Annotated in this window: 22 protein-coding genes; 6 read left to right on the plus strand and 16 right to left on the minus strand. The window is 67.4% G+C overall.

The genetic code is table 11. The features are described from left to right. Window positions 1-7 precede the first annotated feature (7 nt). The 9 genes from AC30PD_RS23450 to recA form a co-directional block, all read right to left on the minus strand. A complete protein-coding gene (locus tag AC30PD_RS23450; protein WP_489538122.1) occupies window positions 8-1150 on the minus strand; it encodes a serine/threonine-protein kinase in 1143 nt (380 codons plus the stop codon). Window positions 1151-1385: 235 nt separating this feature from the next. Then, window positions 1386-1835, minus strand: a complete 450-nt coding sequence (locus tag AC30PD_RS23455; RefSeq protein WP_489538123.1) for a hypothetical protein — start codon at window positions 1833-1835, stop codon at window positions 1386-1388. A gap of 21 nt (window positions 1836-1856) precedes the next feature. Further along, window positions 1857-2555 carry a TerC family protein gene (locus tag AC30PD_RS23460; protein WP_489538124.1) on the minus strand — a complete coding sequence of 233 codons (699 nt, stop codon included), beginning with the start codon at window positions 2553-2555 and terminating at the stop codon, window positions 1857-1859. A 302-nt stretch (window positions 2556-2857) separates the two neighbouring features. Further along, the gene (locus AC30PD_RS23465) at window positions 2858-3550 is read right to left on the minus strand and encodes a TerC family protein (RefSeq protein ID WP_489538125.1); all 693 of its coding nucleotides are present in this window, start codon (window positions 3548-3550) and stop codon (window positions 2858-2860) included. A 108-nt stretch (window positions 3551-3658) separates the two neighbouring features. Beyond that, window positions 3659-4552: a succinate--CoA ligase subunit alpha gene (gene sucD, locus AC30PD_RS23470; protein ID WP_489538126.1), complete on the minus strand. Its 894-nt coding sequence runs from the start codon at window positions 4550-4552 to the stop codon at window positions 3659-3661. 113 nt (window positions 4553-4665) lie between these two features. Beyond that, complete coding sequence (gene sucC, locus AC30PD_RS23475; RefSeq protein ID WP_489538127.1) at window positions 4666-5829, minus strand: ADP-forming succinate--CoA ligase subunit beta; 1164 nt, start codon at window positions 5827-5829, stop codon at window positions 4666-4668. A gap of 19 nt (window positions 5830-5848) precedes the next feature. Beyond that, window positions 5849-6433: a DUF2889 domain-containing protein gene (locus AC30PD_RS23480; RefSeq protein ID WP_489538128.1), complete on the minus strand. Its 585-nt coding sequence runs from the start codon at window positions 6431-6433 to the stop codon at window positions 5849-5851. 154 nt (window positions 6434-6587) lie between these two features. Next, a complete protein-coding gene (locus tag AC30PD_RS23485) occupies window positions 6588-7139 on the minus strand; it encodes a regulatory protein RecX (protein WP_489538129.1) in 552 nt (183 codons plus the stop codon). Further along, window positions 7139-8224 (minus strand): recombinase RecA, encoded by a 1086-nt coding sequence (gene recA, locus AC30PD_RS23490; RefSeq protein WP_489538130.1) that lies wholly within the window; start codon window positions 8222-8224, stop codon window positions 7139-7141. The genes AC30PD_RS23485 and recA overlap by 1 nt, the downstream gene beginning before the upstream one ends. Before the next feature lie 118 nt (window positions 8225-8342). Here recA and AC30PD_RS23495 point away from each other — a divergent pair, with 118 nt between their 5' ends. Both AC30PD_RS23495 and AC30PD_RS23500 read left to right on the plus strand, forming a co-directional pair. Next, on the plus strand, window positions 8343-9014 hold the full coding sequence (locus AC30PD_RS23495) for a response regulator (protein WP_489538131.1): 672 nt from the start codon (window positions 8343-8345) through the stop codon (window positions 9012-9014). A gap of 96 nt (window positions 9015-9110) precedes the next feature. Continuing rightward, on the plus strand, window positions 9111-10583 hold the full coding sequence (locus tag AC30PD_RS23500) for a sensor histidine kinase (RefSeq protein WP_489538145.1): 1473 nt from the start codon (window positions 9111-9113) through the stop codon (window positions 10581-10583). Here the strand turns inward: AC30PD_RS23500 and rodA are convergent. The 5 genes from rodA to AC30PD_RS23525 all read right to left on the minus strand — a co-directional run bounded on the left by rodA (window position 10574) and on the right by AC30PD_RS23525 (window position 16449). Continuing rightward, window positions 10574-11731 carry a rod shape-determining protein RodA gene (gene rodA, locus AC30PD_RS23505; protein WP_489538132.1) on the minus strand — a complete coding sequence of 386 codons (1158 nt, stop codon included), beginning with the start codon at window positions 11729-11731 and terminating at the stop codon, window positions 10574-10576. The genes AC30PD_RS23500 and rodA overlap by 10 nt on opposite strands. 10 nt (window positions 11732-11741) lie before the next feature. Then, on the minus strand, window positions 11742-13808 hold the full coding sequence (mrdA, locus tag AC30PD_RS23510; RefSeq protein WP_489538133.1) for a penicillin-binding protein 2: 2067 nt from the start codon (window positions 13806-13808) through the stop codon (window positions 11742-11744). 8 nt (window positions 13809-13816) lie between these two features. After that, the gene (gene mreD / locus AC30PD_RS23515) at window positions 13817-14338 is read right to left on the minus strand and encodes a rod shape-determining protein MreD (RefSeq protein WP_489538134.1); all 522 of its coding nucleotides are present in this window, start codon (window positions 14336-14338) and stop codon (window positions 13817-13819) included. A 31-nt stretch (window positions 14339-14369) separates the two neighbouring features. Continuing rightward, on the minus strand, window positions 14370-15296 hold the full coding sequence (mreC, locus tag AC30PD_RS23520; protein ID WP_489538135.1) for a rod shape-determining protein MreC: 927 nt from the start codon (window positions 15294-15296) through the stop codon (window positions 14370-14372). A gap of 109 nt (window positions 15297-15405) precedes the next feature. After that, window positions 15406-16449: a rod shape-determining protein gene (locus AC30PD_RS23525; protein WP_489538136.1), complete on the minus strand. Its 1044-nt coding sequence runs from the start codon at window positions 16447-16449 to the stop codon at window positions 15406-15408. Window positions 16450-16749: 300 nt separating this feature from the next. On the opposite strand from AC30PD_RS23525, the gene gatC reads away from it, so the two are divergent. Genes gatC through gatB form a run of 3 tightly spaced genes read left to right on the plus strand, consistent with a single transcriptional unit; the run spans window position 16750 to window position 20001 of the window. After that, entirely contained in the window at window positions 16750-17049 is a 300-nt protein-coding gene (gatC, locus tag AC30PD_RS23530; protein ID WP_489538137.1) for an Asp-tRNA(Asn)/Glu-tRNA(Gln) amidotransferase subunit GatC, read from the plus strand. Continuing rightward, entirely contained in the window at window positions 17046-18548 is a 1503-nt protein-coding gene (gatA, locus tag AC30PD_RS23535; protein ID WP_489538138.1) for an Asp-tRNA(Asn)/Glu-tRNA(Gln) amidotransferase subunit GatA, read from the plus strand. The genes gatC and gatA overlap by 4 nt, the downstream gene beginning before the upstream one ends. Window positions 18549-18555: 7 nt before the next feature. After that, on the plus strand, window positions 18556-20001 hold the full coding sequence (gene gatB / locus AC30PD_RS23540; protein ID WP_489538139.1) for an Asp-tRNA(Asn)/Glu-tRNA(Gln) amidotransferase subunit GatB: 1446 nt from the start codon (window positions 18556-18558) through the stop codon (window positions 19999-20001). Between the two features lie 26 nt (window positions 20002-20027). Here the strand turns inward: gatB and AC30PD_RS23545 are convergent, their stop codons facing one another. Then, window positions 20028-20756 (minus strand): hypothetical protein, encoded by a 729-nt coding sequence (locus AC30PD_RS23545; protein ID WP_489538140.1) that lies wholly within the window; start codon window positions 20754-20756, stop codon window positions 20028-20030. Further along, window positions 20757-21446, minus strand: a complete 690-nt coding sequence (pyrE, locus tag AC30PD_RS23550; protein ID WP_489538141.1) for an orotate phosphoribosyltransferase — start codon at window positions 21444-21446, stop codon at window positions 20757-20759. It lies immediately after the preceding gene. 13 nt (window positions 21447-21459) lie between these two features. On the opposite strand from pyrE, the gene AC30PD_RS23555 reads away from it, so the two are divergent. Continuing rightward, on the plus strand, window positions 21460-22245 hold the full coding sequence (locus tag AC30PD_RS23555; protein ID WP_489538142.1) for an exodeoxyribonuclease III: 786 nt from the start codon (window positions 21460-21462) through the stop codon (window positions 22243-22245). Window positions 22246-22267: the final 22 nt, after the last annotated feature.

Below are 22267 nucleotides of genomic sequence, written 5' to 3' on the forward strand. Positions count from 1 at the left end.
GCGGGCGTCAGAGCTCGGAATTGTGCCTTGGATCGGGGACACAAATCTTCGTGGTCGCCTCGAAACTACCTGAACCCGGTGTCGAGCCCGGCGCCACCGGCTGCGGCGCAGCGGGTGCATCGCCGAGCCCGGCGCGGATCGCGCGCAGGGTGGCGCCCATCAGCGCGCCGTCGGCGGGCCGAAGCTCCGGCCGCTTTTCGAGCGCTGCCGCGATCGCCTGCGCCAGACCCTCGGGCAACTCGGGGCGAAGGCTGCGCACATCGGGCGCGGGCTCATGGGCGATCTGGTGCATCAGCCGCGCCATCGAGTCCGACGCGTGCGGCAGCGAGCCCGTGACGAGCTGGAACAGCATCACGCCGAGCGAGTACAGGTCGGAGCGGCCGTCGACCCGGCCGCCCGCCATCTGTTCGGGCGACATGAACGACGGCGTGCCGAGCACCCGGCCGGTGCGGGTGCGGCTTGCGTCGGCCACACGGGCAATGCCGAAGTCGGTGACCTTGACCGTGTCCGATACCGTGTCGACCATCACGTTGGCCGGCTTGATGTCTCGGTGGACCACGCCCTGCCGGTGGGCGTAGGCCAGCGCTTCGGCCACGCGGGCGCCGATCTGGAGCACGTCGGCCAGCGGCAGCAGCCGCCCGGGCACCGTGTGCCTCAGCAGGTCGCGGCCCGCGACGAACTCCATCGCGATGTAGGCCAGGCCGTCTTGTTCGCCGGCGTCGTAGATCGTGACGATGTCGGGGTGCTGGAGCCGCCCGGCCATCTCGGCTTCACGGAAGAAGCGGGTTCGCGCATCGACCAGCTCGGTGCCGGCGAACTCGCGGCCGAGCGCCATGGTCTTGATCGCGACCGGGCGGCCGATCTGCGGGTCTCGGCCGAGGTAGACCGCCCCCATCGCGCCTCGCCCCAGCTCGCGCTCGATCCGGTAGCGGCCCAGCATCGCGCGTTCAGGCGGTGGCGTCGCCTCGCCAGCAGACGGCGGCGACGACGGTTCGGTGGCAGTGACCTCCTCAGCCCGGCCTTCGCCGGCGGTGGCTGTCGACTGGCGGCCGCGGAGCCACCAGCCCCACTGACCGAACACGAGCGCCGTCAACGGCCACAAGCACCCGCTGGTGACCCAGAAGGCCATGCCGGCAAGGACGATGGCCAAGGCAGCCGTCATTCCACCCGCTTGGGCAGGCGCGACGCGCGGCAGCACCCAAGCCAGGTGGCCCAGGACCGCGGCCCAGGCGACTGCGAGAACGGCGACCGTTTCTGCCGTCATCGGCATCGGTCGGACCGCCCGGGTCGGCAACGTGGGCCAGTGATCGTGCGCCTGCTCATGCGGCGGCACGGTAGCACACGCCCACACCGCGGGGCGTGTGCGTGCGGGCAGCGTCAGCGGGTCAGTCGGCGAGCGCCAACATCGCCGCCAGACCCGTGGTGGCAGCCACCGGGGCGGCCCAGCGCGAACCGTCTGCGGCGGGTTGTTCGGCCGTGATCGGCTCGTCGGCCTTGCCCAGGCGCGGGCGCCGCGCGTCGAGCAGGCGCACGTTGTGCAGGCGCGTCTGCAGGCGGGCCGAGACGTCGATCAGCGGGCGCCCCGCGAGCATCTTCTCGACCCGGCCGCCTGGCCGCGCGGCCAGCGCCGGCTCGAGCTTGGCGAAGATCTCGGCGGCCCAGCGCTCGCGCCATTGCTGGCGGGCCGATTGCGACACCCAGCGCCCGATATGGCGCGACAGCGTGGGCGGGCACCCGATCAGGACCCAGTGGGTGGGCTCGTCACCCTGGAGCATGGGTTGCAGCAGGTGCTGCGCGTACTCGGCGTCGTTGACGAACACAGCGATTTTTTCCATTGTCGTTCTCCAGAAGGAAGGTCAAGCGGCGGGATGGGGGGTGGTCGACGACGCGGCGGCGCGGCGCGAAGCCCACCAGCCGGCACCGAGAACACCGGCGATCAGAACCACGTGGGTGAGCACGCGGTAGAGCTGGTTGGGGTCGTAGATGTCGTCGAGCAGGGGCTCACCGACGATCATGTGCGCCGCCGTGTAGGCCAGCACACCGGCGCCGATGTAGATGATGATCGCGAAGCGTTCGACCAGCTTCAGCACGAAGGTGCTGCCGAACACCACGATGGGCACGCTGATCAGCAGGCCGATCACGACCAGGTCGAAGCTGCCGCTGGCGGCACCGGCCACGCCGAGCACGTTGTCCACGCCCATCAGCGCATCGGCAATCACGATGGTGCGCATCGCGGCCCAGAAGGTCGTGGCCTTCACGTCGTGGCCCGCCTCACCGCTCTGTGGCGTCAGCAGTTTGTAGGCGATCCACACGAGGCCAATGCCGCCGATCAGCATCAGGCCGGGGATCTTGAGCAGCCAGACGACGCCGATCGTCATCAGGCTGCGCACGGCGATGGCACCGACCGCGCCCCAGACGATGGCGCGGCGTTGCAGCCGGGCAGGAAGCTGGCGCGCGGCCAGGGCGATCACGATGGCGTTGTCGCCAGCGAGGACGAGGTCGATCAGGATGATGGCCAGCAGGGCCGATAGCCAGGGGGCTGAGAAAGGTTCCATGGGAGCTCCGGTGTGAGTTGCACGACAAACGGTGCAAACCGCACGAGAACCGCAGGATCGGGTCGCTGTTTCGCCAGGAAACGCATGCCAGCCTCGAGCCTGCCGCTCACGCGGCCTGCATCGAAGGTCTTGCTCGGCATGGAGTGAATGTTATGGCCTGGCAAACCGGTGGCGCCTCTTTGTGAAAGCACCACGTAGTGACGGCTTGCCTTAACTTGCCACTGCCGCGCGGTGAACGCCGGCAGAGCGAAGTCGAGCTACTCCCCTTCTGGCCCCGATTAGGCCGACGAAGGCTGGCAGTGTCAAGTCGAAGCGCTGGCCTTCTCGCGGCCACGGCGCTGCAGCCACATGCCCACGACCACCACGATCGCTGCACCCACCGCCCCGGCCAGGGTGACCATGTCGTGCGGGATTTCGCCAAACCGCGAGGTCACGGCCGGGTCGGTGAAGAACATCTCGCCCGCCAGGAAACCGAGCAGCGCCGCGCCGAGCGTGATGATGATCGGGAAGCGGTCCATGACCTTGAGCAGCAAGGTGCTGCCGAAGATGATCAGCGGAATGCTGACCGCCAGGCCGATGATCAGCAGACCGGTGCTGCCCTTGGCGGCAGCCGCCACGGCCAGCACGTTGTCCAGGCTCATCACCAGGTCGGCCACCAGAATGGTCTGGATCGCGGCACGCAGCGAGCCGATCTCCTTGTGCCCCTCTTCGCCGCCGGTGTCTTCGCTCAGCAAAGAAATGCCGATGTACAGCAGCAGCAGCGCTCCGATGATCTTGAGGTAGGGCCACTTGAGCATCTCGACGGCGATCAGCGTGAGCACGATCCGCATCACGATCGCGGCAGCACTGCCCCAGAAGATCGCCTTCTTCTGCTGGTGCGCCGGCAGCGCGCGTGCGGCCATCGCGATCACGACGGCGTTGTCGCCCGACAGGACGATGTTGGCCAGGATGATCGAGCCGAGAGCTGCCCAGAATGGGCCACTGGTGAGATCCATTCTCGTAGTCTCCGTTGTCGTTCGAGTTCTTGAGCCGCGCTCGCTCCAAGGCTCGCGACGGACTCCGGTAGCGGATTCTCTGGCCCGGCTTCGGGCAGGGCTCTTGACTTACAGCAAGTTTCTCAAAAGCTTGCCCATCTCGGAAGGGTTGCGCGTCACGGTGAACCCGCAGGCTTCCATCACCTCGAGCTTGGCATCGGCCGTGTCGGCGCCGCCCGAGATCAGCGCGCCGGCATGGCCCATGCGCTTGCCGGCCGGTGCGGTCACGCCGGCGATGAAGCCGACGATCGGCTTCTTCATGTTGGCCTGGCACCAGCGCGCCGCGTCGGCTTCGTCGGGGCCGCCGATCTCGCCGATCATGATCACGGCGTCGGTGTTCGGGTCGTCGTTGAAGAGCCGCATGATGTCGATGTGCTTCAGCCCGTTGATCGGGTCGCCGCCGATGCCGACCGCGCTCGACTGGCCGATGCCCAGCTCGGTGAGTTGCGCCACCGCTTCATACGTCAGCGTGCCCGAGCGCGAGACCACGCCGACACGCCCGGCCTTGTGGATGTGCCCCGGCATGATGCCGATCTTGATCTCGTCGGGCGTGATCAGCCCGGGGCAGTTCGGCCCGAGCAGCAGCGTCTTCTTGCCGCCCTTGGCTTCCTTGGCCTTCATGCGGTTGCGCACTTCGAGCATGTCGCGAACCGGAATGCCTTCGGTGATGCAGATCGCCAGGTCGAGGTCGGCCTCGACGGCTTCCCAGATGGCCGCGGCGGCGCCTGCCGGCGGCACGTAGATGACGCTGACCGTGGCACCGGTGGCCTTGGCGGCTGCGGTCACGTTGGCGTAGATCGGGATGCCTTCGAAGTCTTCGCCGGCCTTCTTCGGGTTCACGCCGGCCACGAAACAGTTCTTGCCGTTCGCGTAGTCGCGGCACATGCGGGTGTGGAACTGGCCCGTCTTGCCGGTGATGCCTTGCGTGATGACCTTGGTGTCTTTGTTGATCAGGATGCTCATGGTGCCCCTCGTGTGCGGTGTACCGCACCCGATCCCCCGAGGGGATCACGCCCGTCTTGGGGCGGCCCGGCGACGGGCGTGGTGCGATGTAGAAGTTTGGTGACTGTTCGGTGCTAGTTGGCGAGCGCGGCCATCACCGCCTTGGCGGCATCGGCCATCGATTCGGCGGTGATGATGGGCAGGCCCGAGTCCTTGAGCATCTTCTTGCCCAGGTCTTCGTTCGTGCCTTTCATGCGCACCACCAGCGGCACATTCAGGTTGACGGCCTTGCACGCGGCGATCACGCCTTCGGCGATGGTGTCGCAGCGCATGATGCCGCCGAAGATGTTGACGAGGATCGCCTTGACCTTCGGGTTGCCAAGCATGATCTTGAAGGCTTCAGTGACCTTCTCGGCGGTGGCGCCGCCGCCCACGTCGAGAAAGTTGGCCGGCTCGCCGCCGAACAGCTTGATGGTGTCCATGGTCGCCATCGCCAGGCCGGCGCCGTTCACCAGACAGCCGATGTTGCCGTCGAGCTGGATGTAGGCCAGGTCGAACTTGCTGGCTTCGATCTCGGCCGGGTCTTCTTCATCGAGATCGCGGTAGGCCACGATCTCGGGGTGGCGAAACAGCGCGTTGCTGTCGAAGTTGAACTTCGCGTCGAGCGCCTTGATGTTGCCGTTGCCTTCGAGGATCAGCGGGTTGATCTCGGCCAGCGAGCAATCGGTGTCCATGTAGCACTGGTACAGCTTCTTGAACACGTCGATCGCCTGGGCTTGCGAGGCAGCGGGAACGCCGATGCCGTTGGCGAGTTCGGCGCCTTGTGCGTCGGTGAGGCCGGTGGCCGGGTCGACGAAGACCTTCAGGATCTTCTCGGGGGTGGCGTGGGCCACTTCCTCGATGTCCATGCCGCCTTCGCTGCTGGCCATGATCGCGACCTTCTGCGTGGCGCGGTCGGTGACGGCAGCGACGTAGTACTCCTTCTTGATGTCAGCGCCTTCTTCGATCAGCAGGCGGCGCACCTTCTGGCCTTCGGGGCCGGTCTGGTGGGTCTTGAGTTGCATGCCGAGAATCTCGCCCGAGATCTTCTTCACGTCGTCGAGCGAGCGCGCCAGCTTCACGCCGCCGCCCTTGCCACGGCCACCGGCATGGATCTGCGCCTTCACGACCCAGACCGGGCCGCCCAGCTTCTGGGCGGCTTCGGAGGCTTCGAGCACGCTGAACGCGGCGTAACCGCGCGGCACCGGCACGCCGAACTGGCGCAGGATTTCCTTGCCTTGGTATTCGTGGATCTTCATGGTCGGGTCTCTCGGACTTTCAGTTGTCGGACGGGGTGAGGGCGGCTGGCGTGTTCGCGGCGCGGTACCAGCGCGGGTAATACGTCTGGACCGTGGGGCTGTCGGCGCGAAGCGCGTGGCATCGGTCGATCTGGAAAGGCTGGGTGCTGTCGGCGCTGGCGCCGTGCGTGTCGATCACGTCGCCGGCGAAGGCCTGCACCACCGCGGTGGGCAGCACCTGGGCGAGTTCGGTGATGTGGGTGCAGGCCTGGGCGCCGCCGACACGTTCTTTCACGGCCTGGCGAAAGCCCTTCATCAGGTTCAGCCCGACGAGCCGGGAGTAGACATCGCCGTAGGTGTCGCACTGGCCGGGGTAGGGCATCGCCATGGTCTGCGCACCGGCTTCGACGATGTTGCAGCGTTCGTCCACCACGAGGCGCAGCAGCATGTCGTGGATCGGTTGGCCTGCGGGCAACACGCCGTTGACCATGTGCGCTTCCCGGGTGCGAACGTCGGTGATGTGCGCGTCGACCTCCCAAAGCCCGTTGCCACGCGCGAAGATCTGCACGTCGATGCTGCGGCGGTGCTTGAGCTCGCGCTCGCGGGCGGCGGTCGGCAGGGCCATCGTGGAAAGTGCGTTCGCGGGCGGGGTTGGATGAGTGCGCAGCGAGCGGGCGCCGGTGCCGGCGATCTGCGCCGAACCAAGCCCACAACAGCCGGCGAATGTAGCATGCTGCTCTGCACCAAAGCTGACGCGCCGCGCACGGCGCCATGGCCGCTCAGTCCGGCGACGGGCCGGGTTCCGCAGCTTCCGTGTCGGTGCACCGCGCATCGCGCAGCACGCGGCGGATCACGTCGGGCGAGAAGCCGCGGCCCATCAGGAAGCGCATCTGGCGTGCCTGTTCGGTGCTGCTTGCGGGCGCCTCGCCGAACTTGCGGGCACGCACCGCCCGCGCGCGGTCGAGCTCTGTGTCATTCAATGCCTGCGCCGCGCCGGGCGCCAGCGCGACGGCATGCTGTTTCAGTTCCTGGTGAATCCGCACGTTGCCGAACCGGGCCGACCGGGCGTGCACACGTGACTCGACGAAGCGCTCTTGCGAAAGGTAGTCGTGGGCGGTAAGCCAGTCGAGCACAGCTTCGACCCGGGCCGAGGCGCCCGGCGACGCCGGCATGTCGCCCGCATCGGCTTGGCCCGACTCGGCAGATGACGCCAGCGCCAGTTCTTCGGCCCGGGCGTGCGGAAGCAACTTGCGCCGCAGCTCGAGCCTGCTTTGCTCGCGCTGCGCCAGATACTGCAGCGCGCGGGCCTTGAGCGAGCGCTGTGGTTTCACTATTCCTTGACGACCTTCAGCTTGGCCGGCTTGGCTTCGGCCGAGTCGGCACCCGGCAGCAGCCGAACGCCGAGCTCGGTGCGCACCTTGTTCTCGATCTCGAAGGCCAGAGAGGGGTTCTCTTTCAGGAACTCGCGCGCGTTGTCCTTGCCCTGGCCGATCTTCTCGCCGTTGTAGGCGTACCAGGAGCCGCTCTTCTCGAGCACCTTGGCCTCGACGCCCATGTCGATGATCTCGCCTTCGCGGCTGATGCCGGCCCCGTAGAGGATGTCGAACTCGGCCGTCTTGAACGGCGGAGAGACCTTGTTCTTGACGACCTTGACCTTGGTCTCGTTGCCGATGACTTCTTCGCCCTTCTTGATGCTGCCGATGCGGCGGATGTCGAGCCGCACCGAGGCGTAGAACTTGAGCGCGTTGCCTCCGGTGGTGGTTTCGGGCGAGCCGAACATCACACCGATCTTCATGCGGATCTGGTTGATGAAGATCACCATGGTGTTGGTGCGCTTGATGCTGCCGGTGAGCTTGCGCAGCGCCTGGCTCATCAGGCGCGCCTGCAGGCCGGGCAGCGAGTCGCCCATTTCGCCCTCGATTTCGGCCTTGGGCGTGAGCGCGGCGACCGAGTCGACGACGACCAGGTCGACCGAGGCCGAGCGCACCAGCGCGTCGACGATCTCGAGGGCCTGCTCGCCGGTGTCGGGTTGGCTGATCAGCAGGTCTTGCAGGTTCACACCCAGCTTCTGCGCATAGCCGATGTCGAGTGCGTGTTCGGCGTCGATGAAGGCGCAGGTGCCACCGACGCGCTGCATCTCGGCGATGACCTGCAGCGTGAGCGTGGTCTTGCCGCTCGACTCGGGGCCGTAGATCTCGACGACGCGGCCGCGTGGCAGGCCGCCGACGCCGAGTGCCATGTCGAGGCCCAGCGAGCCGGTGGAGACGACTTCGATGTCTTCGATCACCTCGCCTTCGCCGAGGCGCATGATCGTGCCCTTGCCGAACTGCTTTTCGATCTGGGCGAGCGCGGCCTGCAGGGCCTTGGCCTTTTCGGTATTGACGGCGGGGGTGGCGACTTTGGCGGTTGCGTCCAAGGGGTTCTCCTGAAAGTTGCTCGCATTATCCAGAAAGCTGGATGTTTGTACAGTACCTTGAACGTTCATTTGCAGGCCATCCCTACAATCGATGGGCCCGAAGGGCGAGGAGACAAGCATGCGCATCCTGATCGCCGAAGATGATCAAGTGCTGGCCGACGGGCTGCTGCGCGCGTTGCGCAATGCCGGCTACGCTGTCGATCAGGTCGGCAGCGGCACCGAGGCCGACGCGGCGCTGGCGTCGCACGAATTCGACTGCGTGATCCTCGACCTGGGCCTGCCCAAGCTGCACGGCCTCGAAGTGCTGCGCAAGCTGCGCGCCCGCGGGTCGAGCGTGCCGGTGTTGATCCTGACCGCGGCCGACAGCGTGGAGCAGCGCGTGAAGGGCCTGGACTTCGGCGCAGACGACTACATGGCCAAGCCGTTCTCGCTGCAGGAACTCGAGGCGCGCGTGCGCGCGCTGACCCGGCGCGGCCTGGGTACCGCTTCCACGATCATCAAACACGGCCCGCTCAGTTTCGACGCGACCGGCCGCGTGGCCTACATCAACGACCAGATGATCGAGCTTTCGGCGCGCGAACTGTCGTTGCTCGAGGTGCTGCTTCAGCGCGCCGGGCGCCTCGTCAGCAAGGACCAGCTCGTCGAGCGGCTGTGCGAGTGGGGCGAAGAGGTCAGCAACAACGCGATCGAGGTCTACATCCACCGGCTGCGCAAGAAGATCGAGCAGGGCCCGGTGCGGATCGCCACGGTGCGCGGGCTGGGCTACTGCCTGGAGCGGATCCCCGCCTAGCACCCGTCAACGTCGCACGTGCCGAACTCCGCTGCCCGCCAACCCGAGCCCCGCCCGCGCGAGCAGCGTTCGTTGTTCGGCGAGATCCTCGACTGGATGCTCGCCCCGCTGCTGCTGCTGTGGCCGATGAGCGTGGTGCTCACCTGGCTGGTGGCGCAGGGCATCGCCAACAAGCCCTTCGACCGCGAGCTCGGCGAAATGGTGCGGGTGCTGTCGAAAGAAGTGGCGGTGAGCGGTTCGCAGGCGGTGTTCCGGCTGCCGGCGGGCGCCTCCGAGATCTTGCGCACGGACGAGGCCGACGACATCTACTACCAGGTGCTGGGCCTGCGCGGCGAGTACCTGAGCGGCGACACCGCGTTGCCCGTGCCCGGCGACGAAGACCGCGCGCCCCGCGGCGAGGTTCGGTTTCGCGACGACACGCTCAACAACGACAGCGTGCGCGTGGCCTACATGTGGGTCAACGTGGCCGAGCGCGGCGCCGACACCGACGGTGCCAGCGCGCCGCTGGTGCAGGTGGCCGAGACGCTGGGCAAACGCTCGCGGCTGGCCACCGAGATCATCAAGGGCGTGATCCTGCCGCAGTTCGTGATCCTGCCACTGGCGGTGCTGCTCGTGTGGCTCGCGCTGGCGCGTGGCATCGCGCCGCTCAACGAATTGCAGCAGCGCATCCGCCACCGCGACAGCAACGACCTGAGCCCGATCGACGCCGCGCAGGCGCCGGAAGAAGTCTCGCCGCTGGTGCGCGCCATCAACGACCTGCTGGCACGGCTCGACCAGTCGATGCAGGCGCAGAAGCACTTCCTGGCCGACGCCGCGCACCAGCTCAAGACGCCGCTGGCCGGGCTGCGCACGCAGGCCGAGCTGGCGCAGCGCCAGATCGACGCCGGCCAGCACGACCCGCAGGCGCTGAAGCGGCCGCTGCAACAGATCGCGCGTTCGAGCCAGAGCGCGGCGCACATGGTCAACCAGCTGCTCGCGATGGCACGCGCCGAGAACCAGCAGCACGTCTCGCAGCAGCAGGTGGTCGACCTCGCCGTGCTGGCGACCGAAACCGTGCGCGACTTCGTGCCGCGCGCGCTCGAAAAGCGCATCGACCTGGGCTTCGAGGGCCCGGAGTCGGTGGCCGAGTCGCGCCACCGCCAGGGCCCGCTGGTGCTGGGCCACCCCCTCTTGCTGCGCGAACTGATCCGCAACCTCGTCGACAACGCCCTGCAATACACACCGGCCGGCGGCACCGTGACCGTGCGCGTGCTCGACGACCCCTTCGGGCAGGTCGTGGTGCTGCAGGTGGAAGATTCCGGGCCGGGCATTCCGGCGGCCGAGCGTGAGCAGGTGTTCCAGCCGTTCTACCGCTCGCTCGGCACCAACGTCGACGGCTCCGGCCTCGGCTTGGCGATCGTGCGCGAGATCGCGCAGCAACACGACGCCGAAGTGACGCTGGAAGATGCCAACCTGCGCCATCGGCCGGGCCTGAACGAGCAGGCCGGCGCGGCCTTCGGGCCCGGGGCCCGCTTCACGTTGCGCCTGCCCGCCGCACCGGAGCGCGCAAGTTCCGCTGATCAGCTCTGAATGAGCCTGCGGCTCTTCGAGATCGCCATCAGGATGCCCAGGCCCAGCCCCAGCGAGACCATCGCCGTGCCGCCATAGCTGATGAAGGGCAAGGGCACGCCCACCACCGGCAGGATGCCGCTGACCATGCCCATGTTGACGAAGGCGTAGGTGAAGAAGCTGAGCGTGATGGCGCCCGCGAGCAAGCGCGTGAACACGGTCGGCGCCTCGGCCGCGATCATCAGCCCGCGGAAGATCAGGAAGATGAAACCGAGCAGCAGCGCGGCGCAGCCGACCAGGCCGAACTCTTCGGAGAACGCGGCGAAAACGAAGTCGGTCGTGCGCTCGGGGATGAACTCGAGGTGCGTCTGCGTGCCCTTCATGAAGCCCTTGCCCTCGATGCCGCCGGAGCCGATGGCGATCATTCCCTGGATCGTGTGGAAGCCCTTGCCGAGCGGGTCGGTGCTCGGGTCGAGCAGCGTGCAGACACGGTTCTTCTGGTAGTCCTTTAACAAGGGCTGCCAGCTCACTTCGGGCTGGCAGATGCGGTCTTCCGAGACGACGATCGCGGTGATGCCGACCGCCCCCACGAGCAAGACCGGCACGATCAGCTTCCACGACAAGCCTGCGAAGAAGATCACGTACAGCCCGGCCGAGAACACCAGGATCGCGGTGCCCAGGTCGGGCTGCTTGACGATCAGGCCGACCGGGATCGCCAGGATCAGCAGCGCGATCATGAAGTCGGGCGCACGGAGCTGGCCCTCGCGGCGCTGGAACCACCACGCCAGCATCAGCGGCGTGGCGATCTTCAGGATCTCGCTCGGCTGGATCACCATGCCCACGTTGAGCCAGCGTGTCGCGCCCTTCTTCGTGATGCCCACCACCGCCACGGCGACGAGCAGGCCCACGCCCACCAGATACAGCGGCACCGCGATCTTCATCAGCGTCGTCGGCGAGACCTGCGCCACCACGAACAGCACGACCAGCGCCAGCAGCATGTTGCGGCCGTGGTCGACGAAGCGCGTGCCATGGTCGAAACCGGCCGAATACATGGTCAGCAGCCCGGCGGCGCCGAGCAGCAGCATCGCCACGATCAGCGGGCCGTCGTAGCCGGTGAAAACCGGCTTCAGGCGCTGCAGCAGCGAGGGTTTGTCAAACACCGAGCTCATGGCGGCCCCTTCACCGCGGCTTCTGCAGCGCGACCTGCTGTGCGGCCGATGCCGCCGACGCCGGCGCAGTCGCAGGGGCAGGGGCAGGCGCGTTGATGCGTTGAGGCCCGAGCGAGGCGGTCGAGCCGTCGATCGTCACGCCCGGCAGCGGCACCGAATCGGCCGGGCGCGGCGTGCCGGTCGGCGCACTCGACTGGCCCAGCTTCGTGGCGGCCAGATCGGCTTCGCTCGGGTAGACGCCCTGTAGCACGAAGTCCAGCACCCGACGCGCGATCGGTGCCGCCGAGGTGCCGCCGAAGCCCGCGTTCTCGACCACCATCGCCAGCGCGATGCGGGGCTCGTCGAGCGGCGCAAAAGCGGTATAGAGCGCGTGGTCGCGGTGGCGTTCGTCGATCAGGTTGGCGTTGTACTTCTCGTTCTTGCCGATCGAGATCACCTGCGCCGTGCCGGTCTTGCCACCCGACTGGTAAGGCGCGCCCGCGAACGACCGCGCCGACGTGCCCTCTTGCGTCACACCGAACATCGCGCGCCGGATGAAGGCCACGTGTTCGGGGTTCCACGGCAGTGTCGGCAGCGTTTCACCGACCTGGCGCTTCTGCGCCCGCGTCTCGAAGTTCTCGACCACCTTCACCAGGTGCGGGGTGTAGCGGTGACCGCCCGACGCCAGTGCGGCGGTGGCCTGCGCCAGCTGCAGCATCGTGAACGCGTTGTAACCCTGGCCGATGCCGAGCGAGATGGTCTCGCCCGCGTACCACTTCTGCTGCTCTTTCTTACGGTAGCTGCGGCGCTTCCATTCGGTCGACGGCAGGGTGCCACGCAGCTCGCCCTGCACGTCGATGCCGGTCAGCTGGCCCAGGCCGAGCGGCGCCATGAAGTCGTGCATGGCGTCGACGCCCATGTCGTTGGCGAGAATGTAGTAGTAGGTATCGCACGACTGCACGATCGACTTGTACATGTCGACGCTGCCGTGCCCGCCTTCCTTGTCGTCGCGAAACCGGTGGTTGCCGAAATTGAAGTACCCCGGGTCGCTGATCGACTGCTGCGGCGTGCGCTTTCCGAGCGTGAGCGCGGCCATCGCCATGAGCGGCTTGTAGGTCGAACCCGGCGGGTAGGTGCCACGCAGCGCCCGGTTCAGCAACGGCTTGTCGGGTGATTCGTTGAGGGCCTTCCAGCTTTCGCTGTCGATGCCGTCGACGAACAGGTTGGGGTCGAAGTTGGGCTTGCTCACGAAGGCCAGCACCTCGCCGTTGCGCGGGTCGATCGCCACCAGCGCACCGCGTCGGTCGCCGAACATTTCTTCGACCAGGGCCTGCAGCCGGATGTCGATCGACATCACGAGCGCGTTGCCCGGCGTGGCCGGGTTGCTGCGCAGCCGCCGCACCGGGTGGCCGCTGGCGCTGGTTTCCATCTCTTCGAAGCCGGTCGTGCCGTGCAGTTCGGCCTCGTAGCTCTGCTCGATGCCGAGCTTGCCGATGTATTCGGTGCCGCGGTAGTTGGCCTCGTCCTCCGACTCGTCGATCTTCTCTTTCTCGGCTTCGTTGATGCGCCCGATGTAGCCGATCAGGTGGCTGCCGACTTCGCCGAGCGGGTAGTTGCGAAACAACCGGGCCTTGATGTCGACACCGGCGAAGCGGAAGCGCTGGGCGGTGAAACGCGCCACTTCGTCGTCGCTCAGCTTGGTGCGGATCGGCAGCGACTCGAAGCTCTTGTTCTCTTCCATCAGGCGCTTGAAGCGCTTGCGGTCGCGCGGCAGGATCTCGACGATCTGCGCCAGCCGGTCGATCGTGGCTTCGAGGTCGGCGGTCTTGCCCGGCGAGATCTCGAGCGTGTAGGCCGAGTAGTTGTTGGCCAGCACGACGCCGTTGCGGTCGAGGATCAGGCCCCGGTTCGGCACGATCGGCACCACCGCGATGCGGTTGTTCTCGGCCTGCGTCATGAGCTCTTCGTGCTTGTAGATCTGCAGGTAGACGAGGCGTGAGGCCAGCAACCCGAACGCGATCAGGACGAACACGGCGGCAGCCGCCAGGCGCAAACGAAAGCGCCCGACTTCCTGTTCGACGTTCTTGAGCTCTGTCATTTTTTGCCCTACAGGGGCCGATTCTGATCCGGGTCAGGGGCGCGGCGCTGGGGCGCGAGCAACAACCACGTGACGATGGGCCACAACAGCGCCTCGAACACCGGCGCCAGCAGCATCTCCCAGCCCGGGAACATGCCACCGGCGACCATGCGCACGAGCAGCGACACGGCGTGCGCGGCGAAGAACAGCGGCAGGATCTGCACCGCCTGCGAAGGCACGGTGAACCACAGCAGGCGACGGTGGATCGTGATCGCGAAGAAGCTCAGCAGCGTGTAGGCCAGCGCATGCTGGCCGAGCACGGCGCCGTCGTGCACATCCATCACCACGCCGAACATGAACGCCAGGCCGACGCCGACACGGCGCGACTGGTGCACGTTCCAGAACACGAGCACCAGTGCCAGCAGGTCGGGCATGGCCGGCGCGCGGCCGAGCGGCACCAGGTTGACGAGCAGCGCGAACACCAGCGTGAACGCCACGAACAGCGGGTTGACCGGCAACAGCAGCTGGTCGGACGAGCGCGGCATGATCATGGCGCACCTCGCTGCGGACGGGCGGCGGCGGTCACTTGCGGCCCGCCTTGCGTGACGGCCGCGGCTTGGCCTCTTCGGCCGGTTCGGGCGGTGGCGGCATCTGCAGGCCGACCGGCTCGAGCACCATCACGTGGCGCACACCGTCGGGCAGGGCGGTCGGGGTCAACACGATGCGCGCGAAGCCGGAGTCGACCTTGCGGTCGACCAGGGCCACCTTGGCCACCGGCAGGCCGGGGGGGTACACGCCGTCCACGCCCGAGGTGGTGAGCGTGTCGCCGACCTGCACGTCGGCGTTGCCGGCCATGAAACGCATCTCCATCGCCTCGCCCAGACCGGCGGCACTGCCGAAGGCGGCACTGCGCGCCTGGCTGCGCGCGTTGAGCACGGGGATGGCGGCATCCTTGTCGGTGAGCAGCGTCACTTCGGAGGACAGCGGGAACACCCGCGTCACCTGGCCGAGCACACCGGCCTCGTTGATCACCGGCGAGGCGAGCACCACGCCGTTGGTCGCACCACGGTCGATCACGACCTTGCGCGAGTAGGGGTCGGAAGCCTCGTACAGCACCTGCGCCGTTTGCGAGCGCACCGTGAGGCGCGGTCGCAGTTCGAGCAGCGCGCGCAAGCGTGCGTTCTCGCCTTGCAGTTGCTCGACCTGCAAGGCGCGCTCGGCCTGGCCGGCGAGCTGGGCCTTGGCCAGCGCCGCGCTTTCGAGCGCCCGCTTCAGGCCCATGAAGTACTCGCCGACATCGCCCCACGCCTGCACCGGCACGAGCAAGGCCTGCTGCGGGTAATAGAGCACCGTGGCCAGGCCGGCGCGCAACTGGCGCGCGATGGTGAAGCGGTTGTCGGCGACCATCAGAAACAGCGCCAGCGCCGAAAAGAGGATCAGCTTGGTCAGCGCCGACGGGCCCTGTCGGAAGAAGGGCGGCGGGGTGCGGTCGATGGTGCCGAGAGACATGGTTACGCGCCGCCGGCGTGCCGCTCGGGCCAGCGCCGGGCCGCTCGCAAGCCGCCCGAGCACCCGCTTGGCGGGTGGTGGCGGTACTCCGCCGCCGGGTGCGCCATTTCTACTCGGAGGTGAAGATGGAGCCGAGCCGCTCCATGCGCTCGAGCGCCATGCCACACCCGCGCACCACGCAGGTCAGCGGGTCTTCGGCCACCAACACCGGCAGGCCGGTTTCTTCGGAGAGAAGGCGGTCGAGGTCGCGCAGCAGGGCGCCGCCGCCGGTCAGCATCATGCCGCGCTCGGCGATGTCGGCGCCGAGCTCGGGCGGGGTTTGCTCGAGCGCGTTCTTCACCGCCGAGACCATCTGGTTCAGCGGGTCGGTCAGCGCTTCGAGGATTTCGTTGCTGCTGATCGTGAAGCTGCGCGGCACGCCTTCACTCAGGTTGCGGCCCTTGACTTCCATCTCCTTCACCTCGGAGCCGGGGAAGGCACTGCCGATCTGCTTCTTGATGCTCTCGGCCGTGGGCTCGCCGATCAGCATGCCGTAGTTGCGGCGGATGTAGTTGATGATGGATTCGTCGAACTTGTCGCCACCGACGCGGATGCTGCCTTTGTAGACCATGCCGCCGAGCGAGATGACGCCGACTTCGGTGGTGCCACCGCCGATGTCGACGACCATCGAGCCACTGGCTTCCGACACCGGCAGGCCGGCGCCGATGGCCGCGGCCATCGGCTCTTCGATCAGGTACACATCGGAAGCACCGGCGCCAAGCGCCGATTCGCGGATCGCGCGGCGCTCGACCTGCGTGGACCCGCAGGGCACGCAGATGATGATGCGCGGGCTCGGGCGCAGCACCGAGCGCGGGTGAACCATCTTGATGAACTGCTTGAGCATCTGCTCGGTGACGGTGAAGTCGGCGATCACGCCGTCTTTCATCGGGCGGATCGCCTCGATGTTGCCCGGCACCTTGCCGAGCATGGCCTTGGCTTCGGCGCCGACGGCCTGGATGGTCTTCTTGCCGTTGGGCCCGCCTTCATGGCGAATGGCGACGACCGAAGGCTCGTCGAGCACGATGCCCTTGCCACGCACATAGATCAGCGTGTTGGCGGTACCGAGGTCGATGGCCAGATCGGTCGAGAAGTAGCGACGAAAGGATCCGAACATGGTGTGTGAGTGGTGTCGCCCGACCCCCTGCGGGCGGTGGCGCGTGCGCAGCAGGGCGGGCGAAAGCTGTGTTGGGCGTTGTTGTTGGTCTTCGGCCTGCCGCAACGGCGGGCCGAAGCGGCGAAAAGGGCGGCCTCGATTCAGGGTCACCAAGCCGCCAGGGCGCGTGGCGAACTGCCGGGCTGCGCAGTCCCTCGGGGCTTGTGGATAACCGGGGATAATACCGCAAGCCCCGGGCAGAACGACCCGTTCACACCCTGTATCCAGCCCTTTCCGGCACCCCACTGCAAGCGCATTTTCATGGCCCTGACCCCGCAAGACGTGAGCCGCATCGCCCACCTCGCCCGGCTCGAACTCCAGAACACCGAGCAGGCAGCGATGCTCGCGCAGCTCAACGGTTTTTTCTCCATCGTCGAGAAGATGAGCGCGGTCGACACGAGCGGCGTCGAGCCGCTGTACACCCCGCTCTCGGCCGTGCAGGAGGTGAGCCTGCGGCTGCGTGAAGACGCCGTCACCGAACAGGCCGACCGCGCGCTCAACCAGCGCAGCGCGCCGGCCGTGGAAGACGGCCTGTACCTCGTTCCGAAGGTCATCGGATGACGCAGCAACTGCACGACATGGGTGTGGCCGAACTCGGGCGGGCGCTCGCCGCGAAGGCCGTTTCCAGCACCGAACTGACGAAACATCTGCTCGCACGGGTTGCGGCTCACGAACATCTTGGCGCCGTGCTCGCCGGCGACCCGGCGCTCGCCCTGCAGCAGGCTGCGTCGGCCGATGCGCAGCGCGCCAGTGGCCGCCAGGGCGCGCTGCTCGGCGTGCCGCTCGCCCACAAAGACATCTTCGTCACGCGCGACTGGCCCACCACCGCCGGCTCGAAGATGCTGGCCGATTACCGCAGCCCGTTCGACGCCACCGTGGTCGCGCGTCTCGGTCTGGCCGACGGCGGCGCCGGCATGGTCACGCTCGGCAAGCTCAACTGCGACGAGTTCGCGATGGGCTCCGGCAACGAGAACTCGGCCTTTCGGCCGGTGCAGAACCCCTGGGACGTGACGCGTGTGCCGGGTGGCTCGTCGGGCGGCTCGGCCGCTGCGGTGGCCGCCCGCCTGATGCCCGCCGCCACCGGCACCGACACCGGCGGCTCGATCCGCCAGCCCGCCAGCTTCACCGGCGTGACCGGCATCAAGCCGACCTACGGCGTGTGCTCGCGCTACGGCATGATCGCCTTCGCTTCCAGCCTCGACCAGGCCGGGCCGTTCGCGCGCAGCGCCGAAGACTGCGCGCTGCTGCTCGGTGCGATGAGCGGCTTCGACATGCGCGACGCCACCAGCGCCGAGCGCGCGCCGCAAGACTTTCACGCCGCGATGCTGAAGGCCCGCACGGGCGCCACCGCCGCCCAGCCACTGAAGGGCCTGCGCATCGGCCTGCCGAAAGAGTTCTTCCCAGCGGCGCTGGCCGCCGACGTGAACGGCGCCGTGCGCGCCGCGCTGGCCGAGTTCGAGAAGCTCGGCGCCACGCTCGTCGACGTGAGCCTGCCACGCACCGAGCTGTCGATCCCGGTCTACTACATCATCGCGCCGGCCGAGGCCTCGTCGAACCTGAGCCGCTTCGACGGCGTGCGTTACGGGCACCGCGCGGGCGAGTACGCCGACCTGCAGGGCCTGTACGAAAAGAGCCGCAGCGAAGGCTTCGGCCCCGAGGTGAAGCGCCGCATCATGATCGGCACCTACGTGCTCTCGCACGGTTACTACGACGCCTACTACCTGCAGGCGCAAAAGCTGCGCCGCATGATCGCCGACGACTTCCAGGCCTGCTTCCGCGAGTGCGACGTGATCGCCGGCCCGGTGGCACCCACCGTGGCCTGGAAGCTCGGCGACAAGAGCGACGACCCGGTCGCGAGCTACCTGGCCGACATCTTCACGCTGCCCGCCAGCCTGGCCGGCCTGCCCGGCATGAGCCTGCCGGCCGGCTTCGGCGCGGGCCACATGCCGGTCGGGCTGCAGCTGATCGGCAACTACTTCGACGAGGCCGTGCTGCTGCACGCCGCGCATGCATTCCAGCAGGCCACCGACTGGCACAACGCCAAGCCGGAAGGCTACTGAATTCCCCATGGCAAAACCCGCACTCATTCGCGGCTTCGAAGTCGTCATCGGCATCGAAACGCACGCGCAACTTTCCACGCAGTCGAAGATCTTCAGCGGCTCGAGCACGCAGTTCGGCGCCGATGCGAACACGCAGGCATCGGCCGTCGACCTGGCCCTGCCCGGCACACTGCCGGTGATGAACCGCGGCGCGGTCGAACGCGCCATTCGTTTCGGCCTGGCGGTGAACGCGAAGATCGCGCCGCTGTCGATCTTCGCGCGCAAGAATTACTTCTACCCCGACCTGCCCAAGGGCTACCAGATCAGCCAGTACGAAACGCCGGTGGTGCAGGGCGGGTATGTCGAGTTCCTGGTCGGCGACGTGCCGTACAAGGTCAACCTCACGCGCGCCCACCTCGAAGAAGACGCCGGCAAGTCGCTGCACGAGGACTACCAGGGCCAGACCGGCATCGACCTGAACCGCGCCGGCACGCCGCTGCTCGAGATCGTGACCGAGCCCGACATGCGCTCGGCTGCCGAAGCGGTGGAATACGCGAAGACGCTGCACCAGCTCGTGCGCTGGATCGGCATCTGCGACGGCAACATGCAGGAAGGCTCGTTCCGCTGCGACGCGAACGTGTCGGTGCGCAAGCCGGGCGCGCCCTTCGGCACGCGGCGCGAGATCAAGAACCTGAACAGCTTCAAGTTCATGCAGCAGGCGATCGACTACGAAGTGCAGTGGCAGATCGACCTGCTCGAAGACGGCGGTACGGTGCAGCAGGCGACCGTGCTGTTCGACCCGGCGAGCGGCGAAACACGGGCGATGCGCAGCAAGGAAGACGCGCACGACTACCGCTACTTCCCCGACCCCGACCTGCCACCGCTGGTGATAGGCGCCGACTGGGTCGAGCGGGTGCGTGGCGAGATGCCGGAACTGCCGAGCGTGATGGCGGCGCGCTTCCAGCGTGACTACGGCTTACCCGCCTACGACGCCGTGAGCGTGACACAGAGCCAGGCGTTCGCCAGCTACTTCGAGACGGCCGCCAAGGCCTGCGGGCAGCCCAAGCTGGTGGCGAACTGGTTGATGGGTGAGGTGGCGATGCGCTTGAACGCGCAGGGCACGACGATCGCAGAGTTTCCGATTGCCGCGGAGAAGCTTGGGTCGTTGATTCATCGGATAGTCGATGGCACCGTCTCAAACAAGGGCGCCAAGGACGTGTTGGACCAGTTGTGCATGTTCGGCGGCGAAGTGGATGCCGTAATCGAGGCCAAGGGCTTGCGCCAGATGAGCGACACCGGCGAGCTCGAAACCATCATCGACGCCGTGCTGGCCGCCAACGCCAAGTCGGTCGAGGAATACCGCGCCGGCAAGGACAAGGCCTTCAACGCGCTGGTCGGCCAGGCCATGAAGGCCACCAAGGGCAAGGGCAACCCCACGCAGGTGAACGAGCTGCTGAAGAAAAAGCTCGGCTGAGCGCGGGCCGGGGCGGCCCGCGTGGCTTACTTCGGCGTCGAGGCGCCTGCCGCTTCGGGCGCGCTTTCACCCACCGGCAGCGGCCCGAGCGAACCCGCCGGCGCGCCGCGCCACAGCTTCTTCAAACGCTCCAGCTCGGCGTCGTAGAGCTTGTTGATGCGCACCACCTCGAGCTGCTGGGTCTGGATCAGCGATCGCTGCGCTTCGGTTGATGTTTCGTTGCCTTCGATCTGGGCCTTCAGCGTGGCCGGCAAGGTCTTGGCGTTGTAGAACTCGGCCTCGTCGTTGAGCGGCTTGCGCGCCTTGGCCAGCAGCTCGAGCCGCGCCTCGGAAGCCTTGAGCGCGGTGCGCATGCCGTCGAGCGCGGCATTGCGCGCCTTGCGGTGCGCGGCCTCGTCGGGAAAGCGCGCGATCAGGTTGCGGTCGCGGCGCACGGCGTCTTGTTTGGCGGCGAGCGCGGCGGCGGCATCGCGGTCGCGCGCTTCCTTGTCGGCGCGCTCGTCGGCGGTGAGCGTGGGGCCGAGCACGTTGCGCACCGAGCCGTCGGCGTTGAGCACCCGCTGCTCGCGGGTCGTGCAGTCGGCGATCGGGCGGTCGGAGGTGAGCTTCTTGCCGTTGGCGTCGGTGCAGGTGTAGATGGCGCTGCGCCCTTCCTTCTGCGCGCGGGCTTCGTGCGCGGGCGGCAGCAAGACGAGGCTGCACAACGCCACCGGCACCAGCCCCCGCACCACCAACCCGAACTCACGCTGCTTCATTCAGACTCCATACCTCTCGCGGTAGGCCGCCACGCGCCCGACATGTGCACTCAGGGCCGGGTCGTCGCTCGCCTGCAGATAGTGCAGCAAGTCGGCCAGCGTGGCGATCGCCACGACCCGCAGCCCGAGCTGCCGCTCCACGAACTGCACTGCCGACATCTGCGCGCCTTCGCCTTCGTCGCTGGCCTTCTCCTGGCGGTCGAGCGCGATGGTGACGGCGTGCGGCGTGCCGCCCGCGGCCGTGATCATCGAGATCGATTCGCGCACCGAGGTTCCGGCCGAGATCACATCATCGATGATGAGAACGCGCCCGGCCACCCCGGCGCCGACCAGCGTGCCGCCTTCGCCGTGATCTTTTGCTTCTTTGCGGTTGTAGGCGAAGGGCAGGTTGTGCCCGAGGCGCGCCAGCTCGACCGCGACCGTGGCTGCCAGCGTGATGCCCTTGTAGGCCGGGCCGAACAGCATGTCGAAGGCCAGGCCGCTCTCGGCGCGCGCCTGCAGCAGACGCCGCGCATAGAATTCTGCGAGGCGGCCGAGCTTGGCGCCGTCGTCGAACAGGCCGGCGTTGAAGAAGTAGGGCGACAGCCGCCCGGCCTTGGTCTTGAACTCACCAAACCGCAGCACGCCGGCCTCGACCGCGAACTTCACGAAGTCTTGCGCGAGGGCGGTGGTCGGCGCGGCTTGGCTCATCGGGAAGTCTTTCGTGTTCCGTCTCGTCTCGTTGAATCTGAACGGCATCCGCTCGGCGGCGACCAAAGGCTTCGAGGCCTGGGCCGAAGGCGTGGCCGCCGATTGTATGGGGGTGCAGGAGATCAAGGCCCAGGCCGACACGGTGGTCGGCCGGTTCGACACCGTGGCCGGCATGAAGGGCCACTTTCACTACGCCGACAAGAAGGGCTATTCCGGCGTGGGCCTGTACTCGCGCAAGACGCCGAGCGCGGTGATCCTCGGCATCGGCAACCCGGAATTCGACGCCGAAGGGCGCTACGTGGAAGCGCGCTTCGACACACCCAAGCGCAAGCTCAGCATCATCAGCTGCTACTTTCCGAGCGGCTCGAGCGGCGAAGAGCGGCAGCAGGCGAAGTTCCGCTTCCTGGCGCTGATGGCGCCGCGCCTGATCGCGCTGGCCGCCGAACGTGAGCTGATCCTGGTCGGCGACATCAACATCGCGCACAAGGAAATCGACCTGAAGAACTGGCGCAGCAACCAGAAGAACAGCGGCTTCCTGCCCGAAGAGCGCGCATGGATGACGAACTTGCTCGACCAGATCGGCCTCGTCGACGTGTTCCGCACGCTCAACCCGCACCCCGAGCAATACACCTGGTGGAGCAACCGCGGCCAAGCCTATGCCAAGAACGTGGGCTGGCGGCTCGACTACCACCTGGCCACGCCCAAGACCGCCGCCAAGGCCAAGGCCGAGCACATCTACCTCGAGCAACGCTTCAGCGACCACGCACCGCTGGTGATCGACTACGACTTCACGCTTTGAACGGACAGCACCCCATGACCCG

The sequence above is a fragment of the Rhizobacter sp. genome, assembly GCF_032229685.1.
Classification (GTDB): Bacteria; Pseudomonadota; Gammaproteobacteria; order Burkholderiales; family Burkholderiaceae_C; genus LMDS01.

Coding starts and splice junctions, on each gene's coding strand:
- AC30PD_RS23455 (WP_489538123.1), bottom strand. CDS start 1,835: ATGGAAAAAATCGCTGTGTTCGTCAACGACGCCGAGTACGCGCAGCAC.
- AC30PD_RS23460 (WP_489538124.1), bottom strand. CDS start 2,555: ATGGAACCTTTCTCAGCCCCCTGGCTATCGGCCCTGCTGGCCATCATC.
- AC30PD_RS23465 (WP_489538125.1), bottom strand. CDS start 3,550: ATGGATCTCACCAGTGGCCCATTCTGGGCAGCTCTCGGCTCGATCATC.
- sucD (WP_489538126.1), bottom strand. CDS start 4,552: ATGAGCATCCTGATCAACAAAGACACCAAGGTCATCACGCAAGGCATC.
- sucC (WP_489538127.1), bottom strand. CDS start 5,829: ATGAAGATCCACGAATACCAAGGCAAGGAAATCCTGCGCCAGTTCGGC.
- AC30PD_RS23480 (WP_489538128.1), bottom strand. CDS start 6,433: ATGGCCCTGCCGACCGCCGCCCGCGAGCGCGAGCTCAAGCACCGCCGC.
- AC30PD_RS23495 (WP_489538131.1), top strand. CDS start 8,343: ATGCGCATCCTGATCGCCGAAGATGATCAAGTGCTGGCCGACGGGCTG.
- AC30PD_RS23500 (WP_489538145.1), top strand. CDS start 9,111: ATGCTCGCCCCGCTGCTGCTGCTGTGGCCGATGAGCGTGGTGCTCACC.
- rodA (WP_489538132.1), bottom strand. CDS start 11,731: ATGAGCTCGGTGTTTGACAAACCCTCGCTGCTGCAGCGCCTGAAGCCG.
- mrdA (WP_489538133.1), bottom strand. CDS start 13,808: ATGACAGAGCTCAAGAACGTCGAACAGGAAGTCGGGCGCTTTCGTTTG.
- mreD (WP_489538134.1), bottom strand. CDS start 14,338: ATGATCATGCCGCGCTCGTCCGACCAGCTGCTGTTGCCGGTCAACCCG.
- mreC (WP_489538135.1), bottom strand. CDS start 15,296: ATGTCTCTCGGCACCATCGACCGCACCCCGCCGCCCTTCTTCCGACAG.
- AC30PD_RS23525 (WP_489538136.1), bottom strand. CDS start 16,449: ATGTTCGGATCCTTTCGTCGCTACTTCTCGACCGATCTGGCCATCGAC.
- gatC (WP_489538137.1), top strand. CDS start 16,750: ATGGCCCTGACCCCGCAAGACGTGAGCCGCATCGCCCACCTCGCCCGG.
- gatA (WP_489538138.1), top strand. CDS start 17,046: ATGACGCAGCAACTGCACGACATGGGTGTGGCCGAACTCGGGCGGGCG.
- gatB (WP_489538139.1), top strand. CDS start 18,556: ATGGCAAAACCCGCACTCATTCGCGGCTTCGAAGTCGTCATCGGCATC.
- AC30PD_RS23545 (WP_489538140.1), bottom strand. CDS start 20,756: ATGAAGCAGCGTGAGTTCGGGTTGGTGGTGCGGGGGCTGGTGCCGGTG.
- pyrE (WP_489538141.1), bottom strand. CDS start 21,446: ATGAGCCAAGCCGCGCCGACCACCGCCCTCGCGCAAGACTTCGTGAAG.